Genomic DNA, 13705 nt, shown 5'->3' with positions numbered 1-13705 from the left:
GCCTTCGCAGCAGATGGCTCGGAAATCTTGCGCGCTGTCGGCGATAGGTGAAGCGTTGCAAGGCGCACCTTCTCGCGCGCGGCATCGAACTGCCGAGTCGGCTCCTGTGTAGATGGGATGGATGCCAGCGACCCCGTTCCTGACGCCGGTCTTCCCCGTGGCGCTGCCTGGCCTGGCCGGCAACCGGGCCTCCGGTCTCGTGCCCTGCTCAGAGCGGTTTGCGGATCCATTTTGCCAAAACGCCAACGACGCCTTCCCGGAACAACAGCACCGCGACGACGAAGATGGTGCCCTGGCCGATGGTGACCCAGTCGCCGAATGTGGCGAGGTAGTTCTGCATCGTGACGATGACTGCCGCACCGACAATCGGTCCGAACACCGTGCCCATGCCGCCCAGCAGCGTCATCAGCACGACCTCGCCGGACATGGTCCAGTAGACGTCGGTAAGCGACGCCAGCTGGAACACGATCGCCTTGGTTGCGCCGGCGACGCCGGCTAGCGCGGCCGACAGCACGAATACGGCGAGCTTGTAGCGGTTGACCCGATAGCCCAGCGAGATCGCGCGGGGCTCGTTCTCGCGGATCGCCTTCAACACCTGCCCAAACGGCGAATGGATGATCCGGTAGATCAGCAATATGCCGGCAAAGAAGATGGCGAGCACGAAGAAATAGAGCACTTGGCTTGAGCGCAGGTCGATCAGCCCGAACAGATAGCCGCGCGGCACGGCCTGGATACCGTCCTCGCCGCCGGTAAACGCCGCCTGCAGCGAGAAGAAATAGATCATCTGCGCAAACGCGAGCGTCACCATGGCGAAATAGATGCCGTGGCGGCGAATGGCGAGCGAGCCGATGGCGAGACCGAGCACGGCTGCCACCAGCGTGCCGGCGACAATGGCGAGTTCCGGCGTCAAGCCCCACACCTTTGCCGCATGGGCCGAAACGTAGCTCGCCATGCCGAAATAGGCAGCATGGCCGAAGGAGAGGAGCCCGCCAAAGCCGAGCAACAGGTTGAAGGCGCAGGCAAACAGCGCAAAGCACAGCACCTTCATGACAAAGACTGGATAAAGCACAAATGGCGCGACAATGAGGAAGACGAACAGCGCGGCGAAGATCGCAAGATGATGGCGCGGCATGCCGGCGGTGCCAACGGACGTGATGGCGGCGATAGCGATTGGGCTGGTGTCGATTGCCATCACGCGCTCCGCCCGAACAGGCCGGCTGGCTTGACCAGCAGCACGAGTGCCATGATGACAAAGATCACCACGGCCGAACCTTCCGGATAGAACACGCGGGTCAGCCCCTCGATCAGACCAAGCCCGAAGCCGGTTAGGATCGAGCCCAGGATCGAACCCATGCCGCCGATGACGACGACGGCGAAGACGACAATGATCAGGTCTGCCCCCATGTTCGGATTGACTGCGTATATCGGCGCGGCGAGCACGCCGGCGAAACCCGCGAGTGCGACGCCGAAACCATATGTCAGCGTGACCAGCAGCGGCACGTTGATGCCGAACGCGCCGACCATGGTCGGGTTCTCCGTCGCTGCCCTGAGATAGGCGCCAAGCCGGGTCTTTTCGATGACGAACCAGGTTGCCAGGCACACGATCAGCGAAGCTACAATCACCCAGGCGCGCGAATTGGGCAGATACATGAAGCCGAGATTGTGGCCGCCGGTCAGAAGCGGCGGCGGCGGGTAGGGCAGGCCGGATACGCCGAAAAACTGGCGGAAGAAGCCGACGATGATCAGCGCCAGGCCGAAAGTGAGAAGCAGCCCGTAGAGATGGTCGAGATGGTAGAGCCGTCGGATCAGGACGCGCTCGAGGACGATGCCGGTGACGCCGACGATCGGCGGGACGATGAGCACAGCCCACCAGTAACCGACGCCGAGATAGTTGAGCAGAATCCAGGCGCCGAAGGCGCCCAGCATGTACTGCGCGCCATGCGTGAAGTTGATGATGTTCAAGAGACCGAAGATGACCGCCAGCCCAAGGCTCAGAACCGCATAGAAGGACCCGTTGATCAGTCCGAGCAGCAACTGGCCGAACAGGACTTGCGGCGGAATTCCAAGGAGTTCGAACATGGTCGCTCCAGTTGACTTGTCGACGAATGGACGCGCCGAGCGGCTCGGCGCGTCGTTGGCGAGGTTCGCTTATTTGACGAGCGGACAGTCGCCGTCGGCCAGCGGGCGGAACGCCTTGTCGGCCGGAATGGTGGCCACGGTCTCGAAATAATCCCACGCCCCTTTCGATTGGTCCGGCTTCTTGACGCGGAACAGATACATGTCGTGCAGCTTGCGCCCGTCCGCGCGGATCGTGCCCTTGCCGAACAGCGGATCGTCCGTCGGCATTTCCTTCATCTTGGCCATGACCTTGGCCGCATCCTTGTCGCCGACGGCCTCGACGGCCTTGAGATAATGCAGGACCGAAGCGTAGACCCCGGCCTCGATCATCGAAGGCTTCTGTCCGGCATTCCGCTCCTGGAAGCGGGCAGCGAATTCACGCGTTTGATCGTTCATGTCCCAATAGAACGCGCCGGTGAGCACCAGGCCTTGCGCCACTTCCAGGCTAAGCGCATGCACGTCGTTGATGAACATCAGCAGGGCGGCGAGCGATTGGCCGCCCTGCGTGATGCCGAATTCCGACGCCTGCTTGACCGCGTTGATCGTGTCGCCGCCGGCATTGGCAAGGCCGACGACCTTGGCACCTGACCCTTGCGCCTGCAGCAGGAAGGAGGAGAAATCCTGACCGGGGAAAGGATGGCGGACGGCGCCGAGCACCTTGCCGCCCGATGCTTCCACGACCGCCGACGTATCGCGCTCGAGCGCGTGCCCGAAGGCATAGTCCGCTGTGACGAAGAACCAGCTATCACCGCCCTGCGCGACCATGGCCGAGCCCGTGCCATTGGCAAGCGCCCAGGTGTCGTAGGTCCAGTGGACGGTGTTGGGCGAACAGGCCTTGCCGGTCAGGTCGGAGGAGGCCGGACCCGAGGCGAGGAAGATCTTGTTCTTCTCCTTGGTGATCTCATTGACGGCGAGCGCCACCGACGAGGTGGGCACGTCGGCGATGACATCGACATTTTCGGTGTCGTACCATTGGCGGGCGATATTCGAGCCGATGTCCGGCTTGTTCTGGTGGTCGGCGGAGATGACCGACACATTGATGCCCTTGTCCGCTGCCTTGAAGTCTTCCGCCGCCATCTGGGCCGCGATGACGGAGCCTTCGCCGGCGATGTCTGCATAGATGCCGGAGCGGTCATTCAAAACGCCGATCTTGACGTCCGTCGCATAGGCCGCGCCGGCCATCAGCAGGCTCGCCGTTGAAGCCAGAATGAAACCCATTTTCTTCATCGCTACTTCCCTCCAAGTTGCGGCGCAACGCGCCGTTGATGATTGCCTCAGACACCGAGATAGGCGTGCAGCTTGTCGATGTTGGCGTCGAGTTCGCCGTTGGGGATCGTGTCGATCACGCGCCCCTGTTCCACCACGTAGTGCCGGTCCGCGACCAACGCGGCGAAATGAAAATTCTGTTCGACGAGCACGATCGTGAATCCCTCGTCCTTCAGCCGGGCAATGGTGCGGCCGATCTGCTGCACGATGACGGGCGCAAGCCCCTCGGTCGGCTCGTCGAGCAGCAAGAGCTTCGCGCCCGTCCGCAAGATTCGGCCGATGGCGAGCATCTGCTGTTCGCCGCCCGAAAGCTTGGTGCCTTGGCTCGAAAGCCGCTCCTTCAGGTTTGGGAAGAGCTCGAAAATCTGCTCGACGGTGAGCCCGCCGGGGCGCACCTGCGGCGGCAGCATCAAATTCTCCTCGACCGAGAGGCTGGAGAAGATGGCGCGCTCCTCTGGGCAGTAGGCGATGCCCAGCTGCGCGATCAACCGCGACGGCAGCTTGATCGTCTCCCGGCCGTCATAGGTGACCGAGCCCGAGCGCCTGGAAAGGATGCCCATGACGGCCTTCAGCGTCGTCGTCTTGCCGGCGCCGTTGCGGCCGAGCAGCGTCACCACTTCGCCTTGGCCAACCTCGAAACTCACGCCGTGAAGCACATGGCTCTCGCCGTACCAGCCCTGCAGGCCATCGACGCGCAGCAGAGGTCTTGCCGAAACGGCAACAGCCGGCCTGCTCGCAAGTTCAACTTCAGTCATGTCCGGCCCCGATATAGGCTTCGATAACGCGCGGATCCTTGGAAACGGCAGCGTAGTCGCCTTCAGCAAGGACTTTGCCGCGAGCGAGCACGGTGATGCGGTTCGACAGCGAGGCGACGACCGAAAGATTGTGCTCGACCATCAAGATGGTGCGGTTCTTGGAGATGCGCTGGATCAGCGCCGAGATGCGCTCGATGTCCTGTTGCGCCATGCCGGCCATGGGCTCATCGAGGAGCAGCATTTCGGGGTTCAGCGCCAGCGTCGTCGCGATCTCGAGCGCGCGCTTGCGGCCGTAGGGCAGATCGCTGGCGCGAATATCTGAAAACTCGGTCAGGCCGACATCGGCGAGAAGGTCCGCGGCCTCGCTATTGAATTTGGCGAGCACTTTCTCGGAGCGCCAGAAATCGAAACTGTCGCCGCGCCGGCGCTGCAGCGCGATGCGGACATTCTCGAGGGCCGTCATGTGCGGAAACACTGCCGATATCTGGAAGGAGCGCACAAGGCCCAGCCGCGCGATGTCGGCCGGCTGCATCCTGGTGATGTCCCGGCCTTGGTAGCGGATCGCGCCGCGCGTCGGCTGCAGGAATTTGGTCAGCAGGTTGAAGAGGGTCGTCTTGCCTGCGCCGTTGGGACCGATCAGCGCGTGGATCGATCCACGCTCGACCGTCAGGTCTACATTGTTGACAGCGACAAAACCCTTAAATTCCTTAGTTAATCCCGCTGCTTGGAGGATTGCTCCGGAATTCATGCGCGGCGGCCTTTGCCCGTCATCGGCGTGAAGACGTACATCGGCGTGAAAACGTGGAAACGCGCTGCGAGGCTGTCCGCCCCCAGGGTGACTTCCATGGTTTCCTCCCGTGGCTTTCCCGCCCGCAAACAAACGACCTAATGCACATCGCGTCAAGGCTGCAATTTCTCAGAGGCGTTGAACTTCGCGAAACGCTTCGGTTAAAGTCGCATCCAATCAGGCTCAATTGACAGCAGTCAGGCTTGATATCCTAATCTTATCCGCGACGCGCCCAGCGCGGGGTTGAGTCCGAATATGCCGTTGACAGCCTGCTGGAGCTCGGACTTTCGCCTACGGCATAAGGTAGCAAAAGCCACCAGAGACGCGGTTGATCTTTCCTGCAAATCGGGCAGCTAGCGCATCGGCGTATGCGATTGCCGTATTCACGATCTGCGACATAGCCGGATTTGCGATGTCACCCGTTTCAGACATCGCCACCTCGATTACGAGCAGCCTTCAAAAATGAGCGAGCGATCCGCAACCGCCCGTCTCCGAAGCCCTTTTCGACTGCTTTCGTCGTGGCTTTTCTGGTCATGCCGATGCCTTCTGGCGAGTTTTAGTTGCGAGTTCGTCCGGGCGTGAACCGAAGAGGCAAGGGCATCAGCTTCGACCCCCTTCCACCACGGGTCTCCCATGCTCGACAGCCTTGCCACATCCTCCGGAGTGAGTCCCACCACCGAAGGATTGAAGCCAAGCTCTTCACCGTGGGTCACCAGCGTCTCACGGATTTCTTGGAGCGCGCTTTCCAGCTTCTCGGACGATGAAACCACAGCAATGTCGAGATCGCTGTCTGGACGGTCCTCGCCCCTCGCCACGCTGCCGTAAATCCAGGCCGCGAGTACGTTCGGCCGAACTGCGAAGACCGCGTCAGCGACTATGACGCGAATGTTGGAATACCGAAGCGCACGCTCGCACGGGCGGCCGCGACGGGGCTCCAGGCCGGCGAAATCGGAATTCTCCGTTGCCTGCATCGCGGCTCCCATCGTGACAACCAGGGGGCCTGTCGTGCGACGATCTCGATCGTCGTCCCTGACGTGAAGTTGAAGCAGGAAAAGCCCGATTTGATAACAATGGTCCGCTCGCCGCATCGGGTCGCGACTCGGGTGGCGTGCCGACCGGCCATGACGGCCATGCGTCGATTGCTGCGAACGTTTCTGAAAAACCTTTGCCGATACTTTCACGCCGCGCTCGCTATTGACATGCATCGCAGTGTTCGAGCCCGGCCTCGTCTAGACTCCGTTTGCCAATTTCAGGATCATGGGATGTCCGCAATGTTTTAACCGTCTGGTAACCCCCGAACTCGAAAGTCGAGAAAGCGGTGGCTCATTTAGCCCCGATAAATGTTAGGGCTGATACTGGAGCAAGACAAAGGAGAAAGTTACCGGGATGGCCAGTGTATTGAACGCCAAGGGCGTTCCACTCCCCTACAGCGGGTCCTCCGTAAAGTGGTACTCGGCGACGAGTTCCAGCTCAACCCTTTACGGCAGCCTATACAATGACTCGATGTACGCCGATGGCAACTTCACCGTCACAATGTATGGCCGCAAGGGCGATGACATCTATTATCTGTATTCCTCGAAAAACAAGGCGGTCGAGCTGCCCAACGAGGGTATCGATACCATCTCGACCTGGATGAGCTATAGGCTTCCAGCCAATTTCGAGAACCTGACGGTCACGGGCGACAAACGCTATGCTTTCGGAAACGCGCTGGACAACATCATTACCGGCGGCTCCGGCCAACAGACGATCGACGGCCTAAAGGGCAACGACGTGCTCAAGGGGGGATCCGGGGCGGACATTTTCGTCGTCACCGAAGGTAACGGCAGTGACCTGATCCTTGACTTTCGCGCCGAAGATTCTGTGCGCGTCGGGAGCTACGGCTTCACCTCCTTCGACGAGGTGCGCGCCAACATGGTTCAGTCGGGGGCCAACGTTCGACTTAATCTGTCCGATACCGAGTTTCTCGTCTTCGCCAACAAGACCATCGGCGAGTTCAGCGCAAGTCAGTTCAAGCTGGCCGTCGACAGGTCGGCTCTGGAACTTACATTTTCGGATGAGTTCGACACGCTGAACCTGTGGAATGGCACGAGCGGCACCTGGGACTCGAACTTCCCGTGGGGAGCCGCCAACGGCAGCTCGATCACGACCACCAATGAGCTTCAATGGTACATTGATACCGACTACGCCCCGACGAGTTCCGTCAACCCATTCAGCGTCGAGGACGGTGTTCTCACGATTACCGCCGCCCAGGCTCCAGCGGCGATCCGGCCCTATATAAACAATTACAAATACACGTCAGGTGTGCTGACGACCTACGAATCCTTCACGCAGACCTACGGCTATTTCGAAATTCGCGCCGACATGCCCGAAAAACAAGGTGCATGGCCGGCCTTCTGGCTTCTCCCGGCGGACGGCTCCTGGCCACCGGAACTGGATGTCATAGAGAGGTTCGGCCAGAATCCGAACAGTCTCATTCTGACGGCCCACTCGAACGCGACGGGAACTCACACGAAAGTCGGCGCGACGGCCTATACCGCGGATACCGAAGGCTTCCACACCTACGGGGTGCTGTGGACAGAAGACGAACTCGTCTGGTATTTCGACGACGTCGAAGTTGCACGCGCCGCAACGCCTGCCGACATGCACGATCCGATGTATATGGTCGTGAATATGGGGGTTGGTGGCCTCGCGGGAGCGCCCGCCGACGGGCTTGCGACGCCTGCAGAAATGCAGATCGACTACATCCATGCCTATGCGTTGAACGATTGGATTATCTAGGCGCAATACACTACGGTGGGTTCGGCACGGACACGCTCGGCAGGCCTCGGGCGCAATCATCGCGGCCTGAGACTGAACTGGGACTGATGTGAAGGCGATGTCGCATCCCCACCCATCCGCGCCGCCGCGAACAACCCTCGCGGCGGTTCTGGCTTCCTTCCGGCGAGCGCTGGCGGGAATTGCTTTGATGAGCGGCGTCGTCAATGTTCTGGCACTGACCGGCTCGTTCTTCATGCTTCAGGTCTATGATCGCGTCATCCCTGGCCGCAGTGTGCCGACGCTTATCGGGCTTGCGGTGTTTGCCGGCACTCTGTTTGTTTTTCAGGGCGTTCTTGAGCTCATCCGGTCGCGGCTGCTCGTGCGTATTGGAATGGCCCTGGACGCGAAATTGAGCGGACAGGTCTATACCGCCCTTATGCATTTGCCGCTGCGCACCAAGCTTGCGGGCGATGGCCTTCAGTCATTACGCGATCTGGACCAGGTGCGCTCGTTTCTGTCGGGCGCTGGCCCGATCGCGCTTTTCGACCTGCCCTGGATGCCGCTTTATCTCGCAATCTGCTTCCTGTTCCACTTCTGGATCGGGATGACGGCACTGGCCGGCGCTGTCATACTCTTCAGCCTGACCTTGTTTGCCGAAGCGCGTACAAGAGAGCCTGCGAGAAGGGCCAACGGCCAGGCCGCAGCGCGCAACACGCTTGCCGAGGCGACGCGTCGCAATGCCGAGGTGCTGCAGGCCATGGGCTTTGGCACGCGCATCGCCGAGCGCTGGTCCGGCGTCAACGCCGATTATCTGGACACGAACGCGAAGGCCAGCGATCTGGCCGGGACGCTGGGAACGGTCTCGAAGGTGCTGCGCATGATGCTGCAGTCGGGCATCCTGGCGATTGGCGCTTACCTGGTCATTCATCAGGAAGCCACGGCCGGGATCATGATCGCCAGTTCGATCATGATGAGCCGGGCGCTCGCACCGATCGAACTGGCTATCGCCCACTGGAAGGGCTTCGTCACCGCGCGCCAGGCATGGGCCCGGCTGACGCAGCTTTTGGCGCAGCTGCCCAAAACCACGACAAGCGTCTCGCTGCCGGCGCCGATATCCGCCCTTTCGGTCGAAGGCCTCAGCGTCATGCCGCCGGGCGTGCCCCGTATGATCGTGCAAGACGTCACCTTCGCACTGGAGAAAGGCGCCGGCCTCGGCATCGTCGGACCGAGCGCTTCGGGCAAATCATCGCTCGTGCGTGCGATTGCCGGCATATGGCTCCCAGTCCGCGGAACCGTCAGGCTGGATGGCGCAACGCTCGATCAATGGTCGCCGGAAGAACTGGGCAATCATGTCGGCTATCTGCCGCAGGACGTGCAACTGTTCGACGGCACCATTGCCGAGAATATCGCGCGCTTCGAACCGCAAGCGCCATCGGACAAGATACTCGAGGCTGCGCGAGCAGCCGGCGTTCATGATCTCGTCACCCATCTGCCGGAAGGCTACGAGACGCGGATTGGCGAGGCCGGGTCGGCGCTTTCGGCTGGCCAGAGGCAGCGGGTTGCGCTCGCCCGGGCGCTCTATGGCGATCCGTTCCTGGTCATCCTCGATGAGCCGAATTCCAACCTTGACACGGAAGGCGAAGCCGCCTTGACGGAAGCAATCCAGGGTGTGCGTGCACGCGGCGGCATCGCCGTCGTGGTGGCACATCGGCCGAGCGCGCTTGCAAGCCTGGATCAAATCCTGGTCATGGCAAATGGCCGCATCCAGGTGTTTGGCCCCAAGAATGATGTCTTGAACAAGGTGACCCGTCCGGGAGGCGTTCCTCTGAAGGTCGTCTCTGGTCCTGAAGGATCTGCATCCTGATGGCACAACGCACCGCATCCGCGATTGACCGGACCATTCGGCGCTATCTGCTTGGTGGGGTGGCAGTGTGCATCCTTCTGCTTGGCGGCGCGGGAAGCCTGGCCGCGGTCACCGAGATCTCAGGGGCAGTCATTGCTTCGGGAAAGCTGGTCGTCGATTCCAGCGTCAAGAAGGTACAGCATCCGACGGGCGGCGTTGTCGGTGAAATCCTGGTACGAGAAGGCGATTCCGTACAGGCAGGCCAGGTTTTGATCCGCCTCGATGAGACCGTCACGCGCGCCAATCTGGCGATCGTCACCAAGAGCCTGGACGAATTCGAGGCCCGTTTGGCGCGCCTCGAGGCCGAGCGCGGCGGCACCGACACCATCGCTTTTCCATCTTCGCTGACCTCTCGCCAAGACAATCCTGATATCGAGCGTGCGATGGCCGGCGAAAAATCGTTGTTCGAATTTCGCCGGCAAGCGCGCGCCGGTCAGAAGGCTCAGCTGAGGGAGCGTATCGCTCAGCTCGCCGAAGAAGTTTCCGGCCTGACCGAGCAAAGAGATGCCAAAAGCCGTGAAATCGAGTTGATCGGGTCTGAGCTTGAGGGGATGCGCACACTCTGGCAACGCAAGCTGGTCTCAATTGACCGCATAACCGCGCTCGAACGCGATGCCGTCCGGCTGGAAGGCGAACATGGGCAGCTCACTGCGTCGATAGCGCAATCGAAGGGCCGTACGTCCGAAATCCGTTTGCAGATCATCCAGATCGATCAGGAGTTGCGAAGCGAGGTTGCGACCGAACTGCGTGAAGTCCAGGCAAAGCTCTCTGAATTCGTCGAGCGCAAGGTTTCGGCCCAAGATCAGCTCAAGCGGATCGATATACGCAGTCCGCAGACCGGCGTCGTTCATCAGCTCGATGTGCACACGGTCGGTGGCGTTATTTCTCCCGGAGAGCTCATCATGCTCATTGTGCCGGTCACCGACGATCTCACCGTCGAGGCGCGTGTGGCTCCGCAGGATATCGATCAGCTGGCGCCAAGGCAGACCGCAACCTTGCGGCTTTCGGCCTTCAACCAGCGGATAACGCCAGAGCTGGATGGTGTGGTGCGTGAGATCTCGCCGGATCTCAGTATCGATGAGCAAAGCGGCGACAGCTTCTATACTGTGCGTCTCAGCCTGCCACGCACCGAACTTACCAGGCTCAAAGGCCTGGTTCTGGCGCCGGGCATGCCTGTCGAAGTCTTCTTTTCGACCGGCAGCCGCACGATGTTGTCCTATCTCGTAAAACCTCTGACCGATCAGATCCAGCGGGCATTCAGAGAAGAGTGAGTTGTGTGCTCCCGTCGGGCCGCGCGGTCGCCGAGCACGCCGCTGCCTGAAGTTCTTCGCCGGGCGCCAGCCGGGCGCCTCAAAGAACGGCAAGGCAACATGGCGCATCCGAACGCCCTGCCACGCCTAGGGGAGTCAGTTTCCCCTATCGGGTCCGAACGTTAGTTGGTCTTCAATTGACCAATGCGATTTTCGGCGATCCAGCGCGCGGCGAGCACCAGCGCGCCCATGCTGAAATCCTTGCCGTGCTTGGCCACCATTTCTTCCGACAGTCTGGCGAGCCGTTCGAAAAACTCGTCCTTGCTCTCGTCCTCGGGAGTGGGTGGGGTTTGCATCTTTTCCTCCTGTCTCTTGCCGGTCTGCTTGCGTTATTTGAACATTTGCGCGGGAAAGGTGACGATCGCGGCGGTGCCGTCGACGGCGCCCATCGCCAGATGCCGTCCATCGCCGGACCAGGCAAGCGCGGTCACCGCGCCGCCCAAGGGCCTGACGAGGAGTTCGCCCGGCTCGCCGATCTGGGCGATGCTGATCCGGCCGTTGGCATAGCCGGCCGCGATGAGTTTCTTCTCCGGGTGCGCCGCCACTGTTTCGATCAAAACCAGCCCGGTGCGACCCGTCTCCAGTGCGCCAGACTTTTTGTCGCCAAGGGGAGGGGCGGTCATCGACCAGCCGGCGATCCGGAATGCGCCCGATGCGAACAGCGCATTGTCTGGCAGGCTCCAGCACACCGTCCGGACCGGCGATGGAAATCCAGCGACAATGTCAGTCCGGCCATTGGTCATGCTGACCAGGGCAAAGCCTCCGGCTTCGAGCCCGCAGGCCAGCCATGCACCGTCGCCACTCCAGCGGATCGATACCGGGCGCGCCGAAAAAGACACCTCGCGGATCGCGCTGGCGTCGCCGTCGACCGCCCAGATCGAAAGTCCATTGTCGCGGCCGCTGGCCAGGCGCTGGCCGTCTGGCGAAAAGGCGAGAGCCTCGGTGGGCGGTGCTGCTCCATGTCGCAATCTTGTCGCATCGCCTCGGTTGCGCGACAGGAAGACATCCTGGCCGTTGCTGACGGCCGTCGCCGCCGCCTTGGCACTATGGTCGATGGCGACGATCGGTCCATCGATCTTGACCAGCGCCTCGACAACATCTGCGCCCGCAGTCAGATGCACGGCTTCGCCGCCCGCCGTTCCGACAAGGAAGCCGGAGCGAAGATAGCTGGCGAGCGGGACGTCTCCTTCCCCCAACGCAACGGTGGCGACCAATGGTGCTGGTGGCTTCTCGCGCGGGCGGATCGTCGTCTGGCCGAGATCGCCGCTCACCCTGATCCGCGACTCGGGCGGCTCCTGGTCGGCTACCGCAGCGATGGCGACCGTTCCGTCCACACAGGTGAATGCAACAGCCGAGCCATCGGTGCTGAAGCGCAGATCGGCGATCGCCGAAGTGCGATGCCAGCTTCGCGCCAGAAGGTCGAACAAGGTCAGGTTCTGTATCGCGTGCTGGTTCATGACCATTCCCTTCGTCAGTTACACCTCCGTCGCCGCGAGGCTGCGGTCGACATCCTCGACATCGCGCTCCGCGGCGACGATGCGCTGCTCGCACGCCGCGCATGCCTGCATGGCCGCCGCGGCCCTCTCCTGCGCCTCATGCAAATCCTGCACCAGTTGCGCGCTGGCGCCGCTCCTGCCGATTTCGAGCTCCAGGCGCAGCACATCCATCTCGACACCGGCACGTTTCTGATTGAGCCGCAGCGCCTCGGCTGTGAGCGCGCAAACGTCGGCGACGAGTGCCAGCCGCTGACCGAGCAGCGCGTCACGCTCGGCAGTTTGACGCTTCGGATCCTCAGTCATTCTTTGCCTCCAGGTGTCGGTACCGGCGGTTTTTCGAAGGCCGACAGCAAGTTTGGCAACGTGCCGGCCTGCGATTGGAATTGCTTTTCGGCTGTTTCGATGTGGCTCTTGAGCTGATCCCAAATGTCGACCCGGATCATCGATGTCGTGTCGCCGGTGAGGCGCTCGATCTCGTCGATGCGGAACTGGCGCGACAGCGAAACACCGGAAAACACGAACTCGCGCAGCAGGATCGCATGGTTTTCGATGAACAGATGGATCATCGGATGCGTCTCCGTCGTGATGCCGCTGGCGGCAAGCTCGGCCCGGATGAAGTCCTGGAAGTGGCTTTGCAGGCGGTACTGGCTCTCGCCCATGAAGCGCATGACGAAGACCAGGTCGCGGGACATCAGCCTGACAAGATCGCCGGTGATGCCGTCGGCCTGGCTCGACAGTGGCTGCGGTGGCCGACGGCTGTCCTTGTCGTTGGGCATTGTCTCTCTTCAGAACCAGGCCCCGTTCATGGGCTGTTGCTTCTAAATAGTATAGGAAGACGATGAATTGAATAGATAGAATGTATTTTTGAATATGCTGCAGGTGCTAAGCAACATGTTGCAATTGCGAGATAGATGTAAATATTACAGATGTAACTTACAATTGTAAAAGAACGTTACAATGGGCTATCCTTTCGGATATCGAAAATAGCTTTGTTTCTGTTTGAATGCCGACGGTGGGCCCTGTTTCCAATCTGGCACGGCGCTTGCTTTGTTGATTTCCACAAGAAGCCCATCGCGCTTTGACGCGGTGCCAAAAGAACGAAGGAACGGAGGAAGCAGGGACAAGTCGCGTCCGCTTCGATACGCCCATCGCAAGCGCGGTTGGCGCCGAAGTCCCTGCCCTCGAGAACCTTTGCCACGATCCACTTGAATGGCCGGACCATGAGTCGCGCCTGAATGCGCAACCCTTTGTCGTGCCGTTCGCACTTTCACTGGCGGTGCTGTGCGCCGCCTCATGCCGGGGTCGAGGGACCT

Annotated in this window: 13 protein-coding genes; 3 read left to right on the top strand and 10 right to left on the bottom strand. The window is 61.1% G+C overall.

Going from position 1 to position 13705, the window contains the following annotated elements; translation table 11 throughout:
- Window positions 1-208: 208 nt before the first annotated feature.
- The 6 genes from AC0NID_RS29505 to AC0NID_RS29480 all read right to left on the bottom strand — a co-directional run bounded on the left by AC0NID_RS29505 (window position 209) and on the right by AC0NID_RS29480 (window position 6131).
- Window positions 209-1192 carry a branched-chain amino acid ABC transporter permease gene (locus AC0NID_RS29505; protein WP_473457051.1) on the bottom strand — a complete coding sequence of 328 codons (984 nt, stop codon included), beginning with the start codon at window positions 1190-1192 and terminating at the stop codon, window positions 209-211.
- Window positions 1192-2079 carry a branched-chain amino acid ABC transporter permease gene (locus AC0NID_RS29500; RefSeq protein WP_473457053.1) on the bottom strand — a complete coding sequence of 296 codons (888 nt, stop codon included), beginning with the start codon at window positions 2077-2079 and terminating at the stop codon, window positions 1192-1194. The genes AC0NID_RS29505 and AC0NID_RS29500 overlap by 1 nt, the downstream gene beginning before the upstream one ends.
- Window positions 2080-2148: 69 nt before the next feature.
- A complete protein-coding gene (locus tag AC0NID_RS29495) occupies window positions 2149-3345 on the bottom strand; it encodes an ABC transporter substrate-binding protein (RefSeq protein ID WP_473457055.1) in 1197 nt (398 codons plus the stop codon).
- A gap of 47 nt (window positions 3346-3392) precedes the next feature.
- Window positions 3393-4139, bottom strand: coding sequence for an ABC transporter ATP-binding protein (locus AC0NID_RS29490; RefSeq protein ID WP_473457056.1), 747 nt, complete (start codon window positions 4137-4139; stop codon window positions 3393-3395).
- Window positions 4132-4887: an ABC transporter ATP-binding protein gene (locus AC0NID_RS29485; protein WP_473457057.1), complete on the bottom strand. Its 756-nt coding sequence runs from the start codon at window positions 4885-4887 to the stop codon at window positions 4132-4134. Before AC0NID_RS29485 ends, AC0NID_RS29490 begins: the two co-directional genes overlap by 8 nt.
- 482 nt (window positions 4888-5369) lie before the next feature.
- Entirely contained in the window at window positions 5370-6131 is a 762-nt protein-coding gene (locus tag AC0NID_RS29480) for a nucleotidyltransferase domain-containing protein (protein WP_473457058.1), read from the bottom strand.
- A 181-nt stretch (window positions 6132-6312) separates the two neighbouring features.
- Between AC0NID_RS29480 and eglC the strand changes: the two genes are divergently transcribed.
- The 3 genes from eglC (at window position 6313) to AC0NID_RS29465 (ending at window position 10857) form a co-directional block, all read left to right on the top strand.
- Window positions 6313-7704: an endo-1,3-1,4-beta-glycanase EglC gene (gene eglC, locus AC0NID_RS29475; protein WP_473457059.1), complete on the top strand. Its 1392-nt coding sequence runs from the start codon at window positions 6313-6315 to the stop codon at window positions 7702-7704.
- A 97-nt stretch (window positions 7705-7801) separates the two neighbouring features.
- Window positions 7802-9547: a type I secretion system permease/ATPase gene (locus AC0NID_RS29470; protein WP_473457060.1), complete on the top strand. Its 1746-nt coding sequence runs from the start codon at window positions 7802-7804 to the stop codon at window positions 9545-9547.
- The gene (locus AC0NID_RS29465; protein ID WP_473457061.1) at window positions 9547-10857 is read left to right on the top strand and encodes an HlyD family type I secretion periplasmic adaptor subunit; all 1311 of its coding nucleotides are present in this window, start codon (window positions 9547-9549) and stop codon (window positions 10855-10857) included. Before AC0NID_RS29470 ends, AC0NID_RS29465 begins: the two co-directional genes overlap by 1 nt.
- A gap of 161 nt (window positions 10858-11018) precedes the next feature.
- Here the strand turns inward: AC0NID_RS29465 and AC0NID_RS29460 are convergent, their stop codons facing one another.
- The 4 genes from AC0NID_RS29460 to AC0NID_RS29445 are packed head-to-tail and all read right to left on the bottom strand — an operon-like array spanning window position 11019 to window position 13168.
- Window positions 11019-11192, bottom strand: a complete 174-nt coding sequence (locus AC0NID_RS29460) for a hypothetical protein (RefSeq protein WP_473457062.1) — start codon at window positions 11190-11192, stop codon at window positions 11019-11021.
- Between the two features lie 33 nt (window positions 11193-11225).
- Window positions 11226-12353, bottom strand: a complete 1128-nt coding sequence (locus tag AC0NID_RS29455) for a WD40 repeat domain-containing protein (RefSeq protein ID WP_473457063.1) — start codon at window positions 12351-12353, stop codon at window positions 11226-11228.
- 18 nt (window positions 12354-12371) lie between these two features.
- Entirely contained in the window at window positions 12372-12695 is a 324-nt protein-coding gene (locus tag AC0NID_RS29450) for a hypothetical protein (protein ID WP_473457064.1), read from the bottom strand.
- Entirely contained in the window at window positions 12692-13168 is a 477-nt protein-coding gene (locus tag AC0NID_RS29445) for a hypothetical protein (RefSeq protein WP_473457065.1), read from the bottom strand. The genes AC0NID_RS29450 and AC0NID_RS29445 overlap by 4 nt, the downstream gene beginning before the upstream one ends.
- Window positions 13169-13705: the final 537 nt, after the last annotated feature.

It is taken from the genome of Mesorhizobium sp. WSM4821, from assembly GCF_055901555.1.
Note: the sequence above shows the minus strand (reverse complement) of the source record. Positions and strands in the feature narration are given on the sequence as shown.

What these genes read in the sequence shown, in the direction of transcription:
- AC0NID_RS29470 (WP_473457060.1), top strand. Translation starts at nt 7,802, where the DNA reads ATGTCGCATCCCCACCCATCCGCGCCGCCGCGAACAACCCTCGCGGCG.
- AC0NID_RS29455 (WP_473457063.1), bottom strand. Translation starts at nt 12,353, where the DNA reads ATGAACCAGCACGCGATACAGAACCTGACCTTGTTCGACCTTCTGGCG.
- AC0NID_RS29485 (WP_473457057.1), bottom strand. Translation starts at nt 4,887, where the DNA reads ATGAATTCCGGAGCAATCCTCCAAGCAGCGGGATTAACTAAGGAATTT.
- AC0NID_RS29480 (WP_473457058.1), bottom strand. Translation starts at nt 6,131, where the DNA reads ATGCATGTCAATAGCGAGCGCGGCGTGAAAGTATCGGCAAAGGTTTTT.
- AC0NID_RS29505 (WP_473457051.1), bottom strand. Translation starts at nt 1,192, where the DNA reads ATGGCAATCGACACCAGCCCAATCGCTATCGCCGCCATCACGTCCGTT.
- AC0NID_RS29450 (WP_473457064.1), bottom strand. Translation starts at nt 12,695, where the DNA reads ATGACTGAGGATCCGAAGCGTCAAACTGCCGAGCGTGACGCGCTGCTC.
- eglC (WP_473457059.1), top strand. Translation starts at nt 6,313, where the DNA reads ATGGCCAGTGTATTGAACGCCAAGGGCGTTCCACTCCCCTACAGCGGG.
- AC0NID_RS29495 (WP_473457055.1), bottom strand. Translation starts at nt 3,345, where the DNA reads ATGAAGAAAATGGGTTTCATTCTGGCTTCAACGGCGAGCCTGCTGATG.
- AC0NID_RS29500 (WP_473457053.1), bottom strand. Translation starts at nt 2,079, where the DNA reads ATGTTCGAACTCCTTGGAATTCCGCCGCAAGTCCTGTTCGGCCAGTTG.
- AC0NID_RS29460 (WP_473457062.1), bottom strand. Translation starts at nt 11,192, where the DNA reads ATGCAAACCCCACCCACTCCCGAGGACGAGAGCAAGGACGAGTTTTTC.
- AC0NID_RS29490 (WP_473457056.1), bottom strand. Translation starts at nt 4,139, where the DNA reads ATGACTGAAGTTGAACTTGCGAGCAGGCCGGCTGTTGCCGTTTCGGCA.
- AC0NID_RS29465 (WP_473457061.1), top strand. Translation starts at nt 9,547, where the DNA reads ATGGCACAACGCACCGCATCCGCGATTGACCGGACCATTCGGCGCTAT.
- AC0NID_RS29445 (WP_473457065.1), bottom strand. Translation starts at nt 13,168, where the DNA reads ATGCCCAACGACAAGGACAGCCGTCGGCCACCGCAGCCACTGTCGAGC.